Source organism: Larkinella terrae, assembly GCF_009668025.1.
Classification (GTDB): Bacteria; Bacteroidota; Bacteroidia; order Cytophagales; family Spirosomataceae; genus Larkinella; species Larkinella terrae.
In genome coordinates this window covers 132,420-146,505 of the sequence record NZ_WJXZ01000002.1, presented here as the reverse complement: position 1 = coordinate 146,505, position 14,086 = coordinate 132,420, and the positions used below count along the sequence as shown (strand labels likewise).

11 protein-coding genes are annotated in these 14,086 nt (G+C 52.4%); 7 read left to right on the top strand and 4 right to left on the bottom strand.

Going from position 1 to position 14,086, the window contains the following annotated elements:
* The first annotated feature begins 61 nt into the window (after nt 1-61).
* The 5 genes from GJJ30_RS04760 (at nt 62) to GJJ30_RS04740 (ending at nt 7,562) form a co-directional block, all read left to right on the top strand.
* A complete protein-coding gene (locus GJJ30_RS04760) occupies nt 62-3,523 on the top strand; it encodes a DUF1553 domain-containing protein (RefSeq protein WP_154173715.1) in 3,462 nt (1,153 codons plus the stop codon).
* 139 nt (nt 3,524-3,662) lie between these two features.
* Nucleotides 3,663-5,111, top strand: coding sequence for a DUF1501 domain-containing protein (locus tag GJJ30_RS04755; protein WP_154173713.1), 1,449 nt, complete (start codon nt 3,663-3,665; stop codon nt 5,109-5,111).
* Nucleotides 5,112-5,348: 237 nt separating this feature from the next.
* On the top strand, nt 5,349-5,747 hold the full coding sequence (locus tag GJJ30_RS04750) for a ketosteroid isomerase-related protein (RefSeq protein WP_154173711.1): 399 nt from the start codon (nt 5,349-5,351) through the stop codon (nt 5,745-5,747).
* A gap of 3 nt (nt 5,748-5,750) precedes the next feature.
* Nucleotides 5,751-6,350 carry a GNAT family N-acetyltransferase gene (locus tag GJJ30_RS04745; protein WP_154173709.1) on the top strand — a complete coding sequence of 200 codons (600 nt, stop codon included), beginning with the start codon at nt 5,751-5,753 and terminating at the stop codon, nt 6,348-6,350.
* A gap of 90 nt (nt 6,351-6,440) precedes the next feature.
* Nucleotides 6,441-7,562 (top strand): mechanosensitive ion channel family protein, encoded by a 1,122-nt coding sequence (locus tag GJJ30_RS04740; protein WP_154173707.1) that lies wholly within the window; start codon nt 6,441-6,443, stop codon nt 7,560-7,562.
* 101 nt (nt 7,563-7,663) lie between these two features.
* On the opposite strand, the gene GJJ30_RS04735 is transcribed toward GJJ30_RS04740, so the two are convergent.
* Both GJJ30_RS04735 and GJJ30_RS04730 read right to left on the bottom strand, forming a co-directional pair.
* Entirely contained in the window at nt 7,664-8,989 is a 1,326-nt protein-coding gene (locus GJJ30_RS04735; protein ID WP_154173705.1) for a Gfo/Idh/MocA family protein, read from the bottom strand.
* Between the two features lie 66 nt (nt 8,990-9,055).
* Nucleotides 9,056-10,051, bottom strand: coding sequence for a formylglycine-generating enzyme family protein (locus GJJ30_RS04730; RefSeq protein ID WP_154173703.1), 996 nt, complete (start codon nt 10,049-10,051; stop codon nt 9,056-9,058).
* A gap of 182 nt (nt 10,052-10,233) precedes the next feature.
* Here GJJ30_RS04730 and GJJ30_RS04725 point away from each other — a divergent pair, with 182 nt between their 5' ends.
* Both GJJ30_RS04725 and GJJ30_RS04720 read left to right on the top strand, forming a co-directional pair.
* Nucleotides 10,234-12,117, top strand: coding sequence for an ABC-F family ATP-binding cassette domain-containing protein (locus tag GJJ30_RS04725; RefSeq protein ID WP_154173701.1), 1,884 nt, complete (start codon nt 10,234-10,236; stop codon nt 12,115-12,117).
* A 103-nt stretch (nt 12,118-12,220) separates the two neighbouring features.
* A complete protein-coding gene (locus tag GJJ30_RS04720; RefSeq protein ID WP_154173699.1) occupies nt 12,221-12,874 on the top strand; it encodes a DedA family protein in 654 nt (217 codons plus the stop codon).
* Here the strand turns inward: GJJ30_RS04720 and GJJ30_RS04715 are convergent.
* Together GJJ30_RS04715 and GJJ30_RS04710 are read right to left on the bottom strand one after the other, a co-directional pair.
* Nucleotides 12,871-13,386 (bottom strand): Fur family transcriptional regulator, encoded by a 516-nt coding sequence (locus tag GJJ30_RS04715; RefSeq protein ID WP_154173698.1) that lies wholly within the window; start codon nt 13,384-13,386, stop codon nt 12,871-12,873. The two genes, GJJ30_RS04720 and GJJ30_RS04715, sit on opposite strands and share 4 nt — an antisense overlap.
* 164 nt (nt 13,387-13,550) lie before the next feature.
* Nucleotides 13,551-14,063: a gamma carbonic anhydrase family protein gene (locus GJJ30_RS04710; protein WP_154173696.1), complete on the bottom strand. Its 513-nt coding sequence runs from the start codon at nt 14,061-14,063 to the stop codon at nt 13,551-13,553.
* Nucleotides 14,064-14,086 lie beyond the last annotated feature (23 nt).

Sequence of the window (14,086 nt, the reverse complement as noted above, 5' to 3'; positions counted from 1 at the left end):
TCAAATATTTACTATAATTTTGTAGATTCGTTGTACTTTTTTCTTAAACACCCTTATTCGTATGTGTCTTTTATCCGACATACGATTCCGATCGCTGCTTTTCAGTACGGCCATCGCCCTGTTTTCGGTGGTCGTCTGGAGTTCCTGTGGTAACAGCGTCGAAAAACCGGCGGAACTGGTAGCGATTGAAAGCAAATTGCCCGAAAAAGTCGACTACAACCTGCATATCAAACCGATCTTATCGGATCGCTGTTTTGCCTGCCACGGCCCGGATAAAGCCAAGCAGAAAGCCGGTTTGCGGCTCGATATCGCCGAAAATGCCTACGAAGCGTTGTCGAAAAGTGGAAAAACCGCCATCGTTCCCGGCAATCTGGCGAAAAGTGAAGCCTACCACCGCATTATTTCCAACGACCCGGAATACCGGATGCCCACGCCGGAATCCAACCTGATTCTGACGACTGAGGAGAAAGCGTTGCTGGTTCGCTGGATTGAGCAGGGCGCCGAATACAAACCGCACTGGTCGCTGATTACGCCCCAGATGGCGGACGTTCCGAAGGTTAAAAATGAGAAGTGGGCTAGAAATGAGATCGACAATTTTGTTCTCAAGAAACTCGAAGACAAAGGACTGACACCCAATCCCGAAGCGGATAAAGCGACCTTGTTGCGCCGGGTTACACTGGACCTGACCGGTTTACCGCCAACCGTGGCCGAAGTGGATGCTTTTCTGGCCGATACCAGTCCGAATGCGTACGAAAAAGTAGTTAACCGCCTGTTCAGCAGCCCGCATTACGGCGAGCGGCAAGCCGTCGAGTGGCTGGATGCGGCCCGGTATGCCGATACGCACGGATACCAGGACGACGGTTTGCGCACAATGTGGCCGTATCGTAACTGGGTCATTACGGCTTTTAACAAAAACCTGCGGTTCGATAAGTTCATCAGTTGGCAACTGGCGGGTGATATGCTGCCAAATCCGACTCAGAACATGCTGCTGGCAACGGCGTTTAACCGCAACCACCAGCAAAGTCAGGAAGGCGGGATTGTTGATGAAGAATACCGGGTTGAATACGTGGCCGACCGCGTCAATACGTTCGGGAAAGCGATGCTGGGCCTGACGGTCGAATGCGCCCGCTGCCACGACCACAAATACGACCCGATCAGCCAGAAAGATTATTATTCGCTGTTTGCGTTTTTCAACAACAACAACGAACGCGGCCAGATCCCATACAACGGCGAACCCGCCCCCACGATCACGCTTACTTCGCGGGATGCGGAGGCCAAACTGAACTATATTCACCACACTATCAAGCCGATACAGCAGCGCTTAAACCCAAACCGTCCTGAATACCAACGGGCATTCGGGCCGTGGCTGAGTCAGGCTGAGCGGAAGCCGGAATCTTCGATCAAGGTTGGTCTGGTGGTGCATTACACCTTCGATGAAGCCGACCGGCGGGATTTTAAAGCCTACGAGAATTCGGAGGAAAAGAAGCTGAAAGACGCGGAGAAGAAAAAAGAAGACGAACTCAAGAAGCAGGAGGAAGAGCGCCGGAAAAAACTTGGGCTGCCGGAAGTCAAAAAACCGGTGGTTCCGAAGACCCGCGAAGAACTAGAAAAAGACCCCCGCAATGCGTTCTGGAATCAGGTGAACGACACACTCCCGGCGCGTCTGGCCGGCGACCCCGAAAGTTTCCCGTATCAGATCAAAGGCAAAGTCGGGATGGCGCGGTATCTGAAAGGCGACAGCAACATCGAATTACCCCGAAAGGTCGGTTTTTATGAGCAAAACCAGCCGTTTACGGTCAGTGCATGGTTTAATGTAGCCAAACCGGGTCTGGAAGGCATGCTGATGGGCAAATCGAACGGCCCGTTTGACGGAAACCGGGGGTATGAGATTGGTTTGCTGGAAGACGGTCGTTTCAAAATCACGATGAATCACGTCTGGCCAGACAACAGCCTCGACGTGGAAACCGTCGCCAAAATCCGCTACAAACAGTGGTTTCATCTCACGATGACCTACGACGGATCGGGCCGGGCGGCCGGTATTAAGCTGTATCTCAACGGTCAACCTGCTAAATTGGAGATCATTACCGACCACCTTGTTCACAGCATCGACCGGGGGAAAAATGGCAAAAACTGGTCTGGTTCGCCGTTCCTGATTGGCCGGATTCACGATCACTATATTAAGGATTACGCCATCGACGAACTGCGGATTTATAACCGCAGCCTGACTCCGCTCGAAATTCCCGTTCTGGCGGGCCAATCGGACGCACTGACGACGGCCCTGTTTACGCCTGCCGCCAAACGAACGGCAGCCCAGCGAGCCGGTTTGTACACGTATTATGTAACTACGCAGGACTCGACCTACCAAAAAGCCTTTGCCGAATTCCAGGAAAACCGGGCGCAGGAATTAGTGCTCTACAACAATTCCGATCAGGTGATGGTGATGAAAGAGCGGAAATATCCCCGGAAAACGTACCTGCTGAAACGCGGGGCTTACGACGCCCACGGCGAGGAAGTGACGGCCGCAACGCCCGGCCAGTTGATGCCGTTCCCGGAGGAATATCCGAAAAACCGCCTGGGGCTGGCGATGTGGTTATTGAACCCCGACAACTCGCTGTTCAGCCGGGTGATGGTCAACCGGTTCTGGCAGCAATATTTTGGTCAGGGACTGGTGAAAACCAGCGATGATTTCGGAAATCAGGGCGACCTTCCTTCCCATCCGGAACTGCTGGATTACCTCGCCGTTCGGTTCCGCGACGGTGCCGGGCGTTCGGGCATCTGGAATGCCAAGGCCCTGCAGAAGCTCATTGTAATGTCGGCAACGTACCGTCAATCTTCCGTTGCGGATACCAAAAAACTGGAAGTCGATCTGGACAACGCCCTGCTTTCGCGCGGGCCCAGCTACCGGATGTCGGCCGAGCAGGTTCGTGACAATGCACTGGCCGCCAGCGGTTTATTATCCCAGAAAATTGGCGGCACCAGCGTTTTGCCCTACCAGCCCGCCGGAATCTGGGAAGCCCTGGCAACCCGAAACGCCATTAATTACGAACAGAGCCACGGCGACAGCCTGTACCGCCGGAGTTTGTATACGATCTGGAAACGGTCGTCGCCCCCGCCGATGATGCTCAATTTCGATGCGGCCGAGCGCCACACCTGCATCGTCAAACGGCAGAAAACATCGACGCCTTTGCAGGCCCTGGTAACGCTGAACGATCCGCAGTTTGTGGAAGCCGCCCGGGTTTTGGGGCAGCGGGCTCTGGGCATGGGACTAAAGGATGATGCATTGATTGGATACGTGTTTAAGTCCGTCACCAGTCGCCCGGTTCGTCCGGCGGAAGTGACGCTGATGAAACAATTGTATGCGGAAGAACTGGCGGATTTCAGGAGCAATCCCAAACGGGCCGCCGACTTGTTAAGTGTGGGTGAATTTCCGGTCGACAAAGCGATCCCGGCCTCCGAGCTGGCCGCCTGGACGGTCGTCACCAGCACCATCATGAACGTCGACGAAGCGATTATCAAACGATAACCCTGTCAAACCCTGTCAGCGGTCGCAGACCCTGACAGCGGTTAATTTAAGTTTACTATTTCAATAATAACTCAGACCGCTGTCAGGGTCTGCGACCGTATCGACGGCCCGGCGCTGACAGGGTTTAGGTTTCAAGGCTATGAACAATCTGGAAGACGAATTGCACGATCAGTTGAGCCGCCGGACCTTTCTGGGTAAAACCAGTGCCGGTTTGGGAGCCATTGCCCTGGCCTCCCTGCTCAATCCGACCAAACTGATGGCTGGAAGTGAAGAAAACCGGCCGCCCGGAAAACCGCACTTTTCGCCCAAAGTGAAACGGGTCATTTACCTGTTCCAGAGCGGTGCACCCTCGCAACTGGATCTGTTCGACTACAAACCGAAACTCGAGACGATGTGGGGGCAGGATTTGCCCGAATCGATTCGAAAAGGCCAGCGCCTGACGGGCATGACCGCCGGGCAAAGCCGGTTTCCGCTGGCGGCTTCCAAATTCAAGTTTGCCAAACACGGAAACAGCCAGATGTGGGTCAGCGAGTTGCTGCCGTATACGTCCCGAATTACGGATGATTTGTGCTTCATTCGGTCGATGAATACCGAAGCCATCAACCACGATCCGGCCGTAACGTTCTTCCAAACCGGTTCGCAACAGGCCGGACGGCCTTCGTTCGGTTCCTGGGCGAGCTACGGTTTAGGCTCTGACAATCAGAATTTACCGGCTTTTGTCGTGCTGCTCTCGAAAGGCCGTAATGGTGATCAGCCGCTGTATGCCAAATTGTGGAGCAACGGTTTTCTGCCGTCTGTCCACCAGGGCGTGGTGTTTCGCTCCGGTCCCGACCCGGTTTATTACCTGAACAACCCGCCGGGGATTGACAAAACCAGCCGTCGGCGGATGCTCGATTACCTCGGCAAACTGCATCAGGAGCAGTTTAAACAGGTACTGGACCCGGAAATCAACAACCGGATGGCGCAGTACGAAATGGCGTACCGCATGCAGACCTCGGTGCCCGAAACACTCGATATTTCGAAAGAACCGGATTACATTTTCGACATGTACGGCCCGGATTCCCGCAAACCGGGAACCTTTGCCGCCAACTGTTTGCTGGCCCGGAAGCTCATTGAAAAGGACGTTAAGTTTGTGCAGTTGTATCATCAGGGCTGGGATCAGCACGGAAATTTGCCCAACGACATTCAGATTCAGACGAAGAGTGTCGATCAGCCGTCGGCAGCATTGATCATGGATCTGAAACAGCGCGGCCTGCTCGACGACACGCTGGTGATCTGGGGTGGCGAGTTTGGCCGAACCAACTATTCGCAGGGAAAACTCTCGAAAGAAAACTACGGCCGCGATCACCACCCGCGTTGCTTTACGGTCTGGATGGCGGGTGCGGGTGTTCAAAAAGGCATGGTTTATGGCGAAACGGACGAGTTCGGTTACAACGTACTAAAAGACCCCGTTCACGTTCACGATTTTCAGGCGACGATTCTGCATTTAATGGGCGTCGATCACGAAAAGCTGGTTTTCAAACACCAGGGCCGCCGGTATCGCCTGACCGATGTGCACGGCAAAGTCGTGAAGCCGGTGTTGGCATGAAAAGCCTGAAGAAATCACCCATTTTACTTCAAAGTTTTGAACAAGGTCGACAGCAATATCACGATGGCCGGTCGTTAACACAGAAGAAGGTCGAAAAACTATTAAAAAAATGGCTGAAGAAATCTGAAGATAGGTTGTAATAGCCCACGGTTTGAAATCGCGGTCTATTATTTTTCCTATGCTTTAGACACATCGTCATCCTTCCTATCTTTGCGCCCAATCAACCTACTTATCGGAATGGCGGCTTTAGACGTTGTGAAAAAATACTACGAGTCCTTCAATCAAAAAGACTGGAACGGCATGCTGGCGCTGGTCAGCCCCGACATCCGGCACGAGCCCAATCAGGGCGAGGCTCGTATCGGCATCGAAAAGTTCTCGGATTTTGTGCTCCACATGGACGAGTCGTACGATGAAACGCTGACCGATCTGGTCTTCTTTACCGAACCCGCAGACCGGCGCGTTGCGGTTGAATTTGTCGTGAATGGGGTTTATAAGAAAGCTGAAGACGGTTTGCCAGCCGCGACGAACCAGACGTATGTGGTTCCTGCAGCGGCTTTTCTGGAAGTGGCCGATGGCAAAATCACCCGCGTAACAACGTATTACAACCTGCCCGGCTGGATCAAAGCCGTTTCGTAAGCCATGCGATCTTTGTCGTTCAGTACGAAACGAGGATCGGAAATTGAGACGGTTTTTGACGATCTGGCGGCTTTGCGCATTGCGGTTTTCCGCGATTACCCGTACCTCTACGAAGGCACCATTGCGTACGAAAAAGAATACCTGAAAACCTACGCCCAGTCGGAACGCTCGTTTCTGTTTGCCGTTTACGAAGGGCCGCAAATGGTTGGTGCAACAACCTGCATTCCCCTTCGTGACGAAACCGCTGATGTCCGCCAGCCTTTTGAAACCGCTGGTTTTGAGACCGATGCGGTTTTCTATTTTGGCGAAAGCATCCTGCTGCCGGCGTTTCGTGGACAGGGTTTAGGTCACCGGTTTTTCGATGAACGGGAAGCGCACGCCCGGAGCTTTGGCACGTACAAAACCGCTTGCTTTTGTTCGGTAGAACGGGACGAAAACCACCCTGCCAAACCACCGGGCTACCGCCCGAACGATGAATTCTGGACCAAAAGAGGGTACCACAAAGAACCGTCGTTGCGAAGTTACATGGAATGGCCCGATCCCGGCGAAACGGTTTCGACGCCTAAACCGATGGTGTATTGGGTGCGGTCGTTGCAGCCCTAAACCGACTTTTCCGGCGGGAAAAACTTTCCGGCTGTGGAGAACAATTTCCACTATCTGTGTTTTTATAGCTGAACTCCTCTCTATAAAACCATGAACTGGACGGATTTTTGGGATAATTTTAGCCAGATCGGTACCGAAATTGATCGCTGGCTGCGCCACAATCGAAAGATTTCCGGCTGGCTGCTGCTGACGGTCGCCGTTAGCGCCGGGCTACTGGTCAACATGGTCGTCGCGCAGACCGTTCGGATGGTGCTCCGCCGACGGCACGTCGAAGTGCTGGAAGCGCTGCGGAAATACGTCCGAAACGCGTTTTATTTCTTCGTTCCGTCGCTCTTCTTCCTGATTATCACCAATATACAAGAGCGGTCTTTTCAACGGTTTCCATACGCGTCTAAAACCGCCGAAGTAGCTTTTACCGTTGCCACCACCTGGCTGGTAGTACAGGCGCTGAAAGTGCTGGAGCGGCTTATTATTCGGCGGTACGATACCGCCAGCGACGTCAACCTGCACCTCCGTAAATTCGTGACGCAGATTGTTTTTGTCCGGCAACTCGTCTCCATTGTGGTCATCGTGGTCGGTTTTTCCGTTTTGCTGCTGTCGTTCAACGGCGGTCGTAAAATTGGTTTGAGCTTCCTGACATCGGCCGGGATTGCGTCGGTGGTGATCGGTTTCGCAGCTCAGCGTACGATTGCCAACCTGCTGGCCGGGATTCAGATTGCATTTACGCAACAAATCCGGGTCGATGACGCCGTGGTGGTCGAAAGTGAGTGGGGACGAATTGAGGAAATTAACCTGACAAATGTGGTCGTGCGGGTGTGGGACCGTCGGCGGTTAATTTTACCGATTACCTATTTCATCGAAAAACCGTTTCAGAACTGGACGCGTTCGAACGCGTCGGTTTTGGGCACGGTCATGCTGTATCTGGATTATAACGTACCGGTGGATCGAATTCGGGAAAAAGCGAAGGCGCTGGTGGAAAATAATCCCTTGTGGGACAAAGAAGTTTGTGTCGTTCAGGTGACGGACACGCAGCCGGGTCACGTGGTTATCCGCATTCTGACCTCTTCGCGGAATGCACCGGAAAGTTTCGATTTACGCTGTTTTATCCGGGAAAACATCATCGCCTTTATCCGGGATGAATACCCCGAAAGTCTGCCGAAAACCCGGTTAAGTGTCTTGAACTCGGATTACGCAGATTCAAGGATTAACTAAGATGCCTGAACCGGAATTACACGGATCAAAGGATTAACTATGATTTTCTTTTAATCCTTTAATCCGTGTAATCCCGGTTCAAGACAATTACAGTTCAGAAATTAAACTGCTACCGTTTTGCCCGGTACGGCAATGGGATAAAAACCGTCGGCATTCGGCAACAGTTTTGGTTTGGCATCCCAGGCCAGTTTATCGGGGAACAGGTTGATGTTTGAGTTCAGAGCCTCATCCCATTTCACAACTTTACCCGAATACGTCGCCATCCGGCCCATGATGGCCGTCAGGGTGCTTTTGGCGCCGTTTTCGGCATCCCAGAATTTATATTCATTTTTGGCAATGGCCGCAAACAGCTCGTCGTGCTCGATCTGGTACGGATCGCCGTCGCCTTTACCATTGTGGGTATAAATCGCACCGCCTTTGTGGTCTTTCAGGACGCTTTGCCGCCCGAAGGAATCGACCCGGCCTTTTGTACCCAGGAACGCTTCGTCTACCTTGCTGTAAGTCCCTTCGTAATGGCGGCACTGGCTGTTGATCAGTGTGCCGTCTTCATAAACGTAATCAACGATGTGATGGTCAAAGATTTCGCCGTATTCCTTGCCGGTGCGCACCTGGCGACCGCCTGTTCCCTGGGCCGAAACCGGATAACCGCGTTTCACCCAGTTGGCGACGTCGATGTTGTGAATATGCTGCTCGTTGATGTGGTCACCGCAGAGCCAGTTGAAGTAATACCAGTTCCGCATCTGGTGCTCCATTTCGGTCTGGTTCGGCTGACGCGGTTTTACCCAAACGCCCCCGCTGACCCAGTAAACCGATCCGCCGATGATGTCGCCCAGCGCACCGTCGTGAATCCGTTTGATTATCTCGCGGTAGTTCGGCTGGTAATGGCGTTGCAAGCCAACGACCACATTCAGTTTTTTCTTTTTGGCTTCTTCCGCAGCCGCCAGTACCCGACGAACACCCGGTGCATCGGTAGCGACCGGTTTTTCCATGAAGATGTGTTTGCCCTGTTTCACGGCTTCTTCAAACATCATCGGACGGAAACCCGGAGGAGTCGCCAGAATCACCACATCTGCCAGGGGAATGGCTTTCTGATAGGCATCAAACCCAACAAATTTGCGTTCTTCCGGAATATCGACCCGCTTGGCCAGCTCTGGATTTTGATTTAAGATTTTATACGCATCGTCCAACTGATCGCGGAATGCATCGGCAATCGCCACAATCTTCACATTTTGCTTGGTCTTCAGGGCCTGAAGCGCGGCACCTCTTCCCCGGCCACCGCAGCCAATGAGTGCGATTTTAATCGTATCATCCGCCGAATTGTTAAAACCGTAGGAGGAAGCAAAGGAAGGCAGGGTTGTCAACAGGGCACCGCCCGTGAGCAAGCCGGATTGTTTCAGAAACTCCCGGCGGTTGGATTCGTTTGACATAAGGAACAAGGTTTAGAAATACGATAAATAGTGTCTATTAACAGGAATTCAATAAGCAACTGGTAATCAATACTCCTCGATCAAAGGCGGGTTATAATACGCCTTGATTTCTTCTTCCGACGGTTTTTTTGCTGGCCGAACGACCCGAAAACCAACAAACGACGCGCTCGTCAGCCACCACTCGCTTTTGGGAGCCTGCGGATCGAGCATTTTCCAGGCCGGAGCCGACTGCGTCCGGGCGGCAGAACGTAAAACCGCTGGCTCATCATCCCAGGAACCGCCCCGCACCGAGTTCGGGTAGAGTTGCGTCACCTTGGCGAACGGTTCTTTGACTTCGCCTTTCGCCTTTTTGGCGTAATAATCCGCGTAATATTGATCCAGCGTCCACTCCATCACGTTGCCGTGCATATCGTACAGACCCCAGGGATTCGGTTTCTTTTTACCAACCTGCTTGTACGAACCGTCGCTGTTGCCGCTGAACCAGGCATATTCACCCAGTTGTTTGGCATCGGCTCCGAACGAGTACGGCGTTGTTGTTCCCGCGCGGCAGGCGTATTCCCATTCTGCTTCGGTGGGCAGGCGGTAGAAAATACCGGTTTTGGCGTACAGCCACGCACAAAAGTGAATGGCCGAATATTGCGTCATGTTGATGGCGGGATAACCGGCCCGGCCCATGCCGAACGACATATCCACGTACGGCGGACTGGGGCGCGTGGCGGCATCGGTTTTGGCCAGATCAAAACCGGGCGTCCGGTTGGCCATCTCCTTTTCCATATTTTTGAACGCAAACAGATCGAACAGATCCCAGGTTACTTCCATTTTCCCCATCCAGAACGGCTCAATGGTCACTTTATGCTGTGGTCCTTCGTCGGGTTTGCGGCCTTTTTCATTGGCCGGGCTGCCCATCGTGAATGTTCCGCCCGGAATGGCCACCATGTCATACGTCAGGGTGCTGCCCGGAATGGGCTGTGTATACGATTTTTTTACATCGTCGGACACCTGCGCCCGACCACTCGTTGCAAGGAAACACGCTACGCCAACCAGAGCAATTAATTTTCGCATGAATGGGGTTAATGGATTAAGCTCTAAATAAGTTAAAGGAAATTCGATCGGAAAGTTACCACATTTCGTCCGAAAATTCTATCCTCTTTGGTACGGTACCGACATCCCTTGTTCTATTTTCGCTGCGAACCGGGCCGGAGAACCTCGGCGATCCGGTTCTGTCTGTGTATCTTTGCCGTACAATGAATTATTTATCCGCAGAAAATCTATCCAAATCCTTCGGCGACAAATGGTTGTTTCGGAACGTGACGTTCGGAATGAGCCGGGGGGATAAAGTCGCTATCGTTGGTGCCAATGGTACGGGCAAGTCCACTCTTTTATCGATTCTGGCCGGCGGAATGCCCCCGGACGATGGGCTGGTCAGCATCCGGAAAGACATTACCGTCGGGTTTCTGGAACAACAACCCCAACTGGACGACAACCTGACCGTCATTGAAGTGGTTCTGACCGGCGACAATCCGGCCCTGACCGCCATCCGCCAGTACGAAAAAGCCCTGCTTTCCGACAATCACGATGCGCTCGACCGCGCCATGCAGCAAATGGATACGCTTCAGGCCTGGGATTACGAAACGCAGATGAAGCAGATTCTGGGGCAGTTGGGCATTCACGACGTAACGCAAAAAGTCGCGACGCTGTCGGGTGGGCAGCGGAAACGGGTGGCGATGGCGCAGGTGCTGATCGAAAACCCGGATTTGCTGATCATGGACGAACCGACCAACCACCTCGATCTGGAAACCATCGAATGGCTCGAAAATTTCCTGTCGACCAACAACTCAACGCTGTTGCTGGTATCGCACGACCGGTATTTCCTGGACCGGGTTTGTAACCAGATTGTCGAACTGGATCAACAGACGTTGTTTAGCTACAAGGGCAATTACGCCTATTTTCTCGAAAAGAAAGCGGAAAGGCAGGCAATTCTGGCGGCCGAGGTCGATAAGGCAAAAAACCTGTTCCGGCGCGAACTCGACTGGATGCGCCGACAGCCCAAAGCGCGCGGCACCAAAGCCCAATACCGGGTCGATGCGTTCGACGACGTGAAAGATAAAGCCCATACCAAGCTGGGCAACGACCAACTGGAGCTGAACATCCGGACGGCGCGGCTGGGCAGCAAAATCATCGAACTGGAAAACGTCAGCAAACGGTTTGGCGATAACGTGCTGCTCGATCATTTTACGTATACCTTCCGGCGCAACGACCGCATCGGCATCATCGGGAAAAACGGCATGGGAAAAACCACCCTGCTGAACATGATTACCGGTGAACTGCGCCCCGATTCGGGGATCATCAGCACCGGCGGAACCGTTAAAATCGGCTATTATACGCAGTCGGATCTGGTGATTCCGGACAATCAGCGGGTGATCGACGTGGTGCAGGAGGTGGCCGAAGTCATCAAGCTCGGAACGGGCGAAACCGTGACAATTTCGCAATTCCTGCAGCATTTTCTGTTCGACCGCAACAAGCAGTACGATTACGTTCACAAACTCTCGGGCGGTGAAAAACGACGCTTACAGTTGCTGCTGGTGCTGGTGCAGAATCCCAATTTCCTGATTCTCGACGAACCGACGAACGATCTGGACATCACGACGCTCAATGTACTGGAAGAATTTCTGCTGAATTTTCCGGGTTGCATACTGCTCGTCTCCCACGACCGTTATTTCATGGATCGCCTGGTCGATCATACCTTCATATTTGAAGGCGGTGGAAAAATCAGCGATTTCCCGGGCAACTATACCGACTACCGCGAACGCAAAGCCAGTCAGCCTGCCGAGCGGAAACCGGTCGAAAAAGCCAAGCCGGTTCCAACTACCTCTGTTCCAGAAAATAAACCCGAAGTTCCGGCCAGTTCAGGCAAGCGAAAACTGTCGTTTAAAGAGCAACGCGAATACGAAACGCTGGAAAAAGAAATTGAGGAACTGGAACAACGAAAAAGCGGTTTATTGGATCAGTTGAATACCGGTTCCAAAAACCACGAAGAATTGACAACGTGGGCGCGGCAAATCGAACAAATCGATCAAGAAATTTCTGAAAAATCCGACCGCTGGCTGGAGCTGGCGGAATACTTATAATTTTGAATGAGCGAATGAGCGATTGAGTGACTAGCTTCGCCAATTTCTGCTTCCTGCGAAGCTATTCACTCAATCACTCATTCGCTTATCCACCCATTGACAAATGAACGCCATTTCCGAATTTTTCCAATACTTACTCAATTCCGAGGAAATCATTCGGACGGGCGGGCTGGTATTGATCACCCTGATCATTTTTATCGAGAACGGCCTGTTCTTCGGTTTTTTTCTGCCCGGCGATTATCTGCTGTTTTTATCGGGTGTTTTTGCCGGAACCAAAATTCTGGCCGTGCCCCTGTGGCTACTGCTGATCTGTATTTTCGGAGCCGCCGTGCTGGGATCGCTGACGGGCTATCTGACGGGCATTTACTTCGGTGATCGCCTGCAAAACCGCCCGGATTCGCTGTTCTTCAAGAAAAAATACATTGAAACCACCCGCGAATACTTTCTGAAATACGGCAGCCGGACGCTGATCGTGGCCCGGTTTTTACCGGTTGTTCGCACGTTTGCCCCGATTCTCTCCGGCCTGATCCGCATGGATATCCGGTATTTTATGCTCTACAATGTGATCGGTGGAGCGATCTGGGTGTTGTCACTGGTCGGAGGAGGGTATTATTTCGGGGAAAAATTCCCGGGCATTGTCGATTACGTGCAATACATCATCATTTTCTTCCTGGGCATCACGACGTTCACGGTCATCCGCGGGTACATCAACGCCCGGAAAGACATGAAAAAGGAGAAAGAGCCCGTGAGCGATTAAGCGGTTTTTCCTTCCTGCAGGTTCGCATGTTCCGCAGCGGCTTTCGTCCGGGCCACACATGCTGCGTCGCTGCATTCGCCGTAGAAAACCAGAGAATGCGATTCAACGTGAAACTGAAGCATGTTTCCAACGGTATTTTTGATCAGTTGCAGACGGGGGTCGCAAAACTCCATCACCCGGTGGCAATTGACACAAATCAGGTGAGCGTGCTGCTGCCGACCGAGCGATTTCTCAAACCGGCTTTTCGTATTATCCTCATCACCAAACTGGTTTTTCCGAACCAGGTGGCAATCGACCAGCACCTCAAGCGTATTGTAAACCGTGGCCCGACTAACGGCAAACGACCGCTGGTGCATGGCCTGATAAAGCTCCTCGGCGTCAAAATGATCGTCGCGGGAATACACTTCTTCCAGAATGGCAAACCGCTCCGACGACCGGCGCAGTCCTTTCTTTAGTAAATATCCTTCGAGTTTTGTTCGGGCTTCTGCAATCAATGAAGTTGAATTCAGCATAATGATAATGGCGTGACTGCTACCGGGATAACGGCGCAGAACACTGGGGAAAACGGCTGCTGACTAAGTATGTGAAAGTAGTACCAAATTTCTAATTTAGACTAATTTCAAACAAATATACTCACTCAATTCATCCGATGCAATAGTTTGGGCATGACTTTTAGCTAATCTGCATACCAACCCGCATACATCACGTAATTATTCGCCGTTCGCATAAAAACTTCGCCCAATTCGGGCGTAACGGCTTTCAAAAACCGGGCAGGGTTACCGGCGTAAATCGAACCCGGCGGCACTACGGTATTTTGGGTCACAATGGCCCCGGCAGCAATAATGGAACCGGTGCCAATGACGGCGCCGTCCATCACGATCGCGCCCATTCCGATCAGCACTTTATCTTCAATCGTACAGCCGTGGACAATGGCGTTGTGGGCAATCGACACGTAACTGCCAATGGTGGTTTTGAATTTCTGGTAGGTACAATGAATCACCGCGCCGTCCTGAACGTTGCAGTAATCGCCCATCGTAATCGAATTGACGTCGCCCCGCACCACGGCGTTGAACCAGACCGTGCAGTTGCGGCCCATGATCACTTCGCCCACAAGGGTCGCATTATCGGCAAACCAGCACTCGTCGCCAGTTTGAGGATGGATACCGCGAATCGGCTTTATTAATGCCATCTTGGTTAAGTTCTATTTATTGG